1 protein-coding gene is annotated in these 550 nt (G+C 49.5%); it reads left to right on the forward strand.

The genetic code is table 11. The annotated features are described in order from the left end of the window. On the forward strand, window positions 1-246 hold a 246-nt coding region (locus tag DWZ15_RS10795; RefSeq protein ID WP_233544800.1), incomplete at its 5' end, for a hypothetical protein. Between the last annotated feature and the right edge of the window lie 304 nt (window positions 247-550).

Consider the following 550-nt stretch of genomic DNA (forward strand, 5'->3'; position numbering starts at 1 on the left):
GCCGTCATCGAGATTGAAGAAGGGGGAGGCCTCGCGGCCTCCCCCTTTTTTGCGATATACAAACCGACATTTACACTATCTGTTTTAGGTGTGTTCGGATTGGCTTTAGTCGAGGGCATCGTTGTCGTCCGCGGTGAGGTAGATCCGATCTTTTTGCTTATGTCGCTTTCTGGTGGCGCTCAGTCGGCTCCAGGGTTCTGTCGCCACGTTTATCCGGACGGATCTTTTGCTCCTTATTTCCAGTAAATCAATTAAGGGGCATTTTTTCAATCAAATAAACTCCGCCAGCGGGGGCTCTATCTAATTAGTGATAGAGCCCCCGCTGGCGTTTTATAGGTTTGTTAACGTTGTCCTTCAATTTATGATGGGCTAACTAGCGGAGACCGACGAGGGTATAAAGATGATATGTCTACAGTGGACAGCAAGATTCCCGAGGTCATACGGTCTGTCCGAGGTTTATGACCATATGTGCGACTCTGAGCAACTCGGAGCCCAGTTAATTAATTTGTGAACAAAATATGGAGTGCGCGATTCCCGCCCCCGGCGCCCC

The sequence above is a fragment of the Collinsella sp. AF29-7AC genome, from assembly GCF_003475665.1.
In the GTDB taxonomy this organism is placed as follows: domain Bacteria; phylum Actinomycetota; class Coriobacteriia; order Coriobacteriales; family Coriobacteriaceae; genus Collinsella.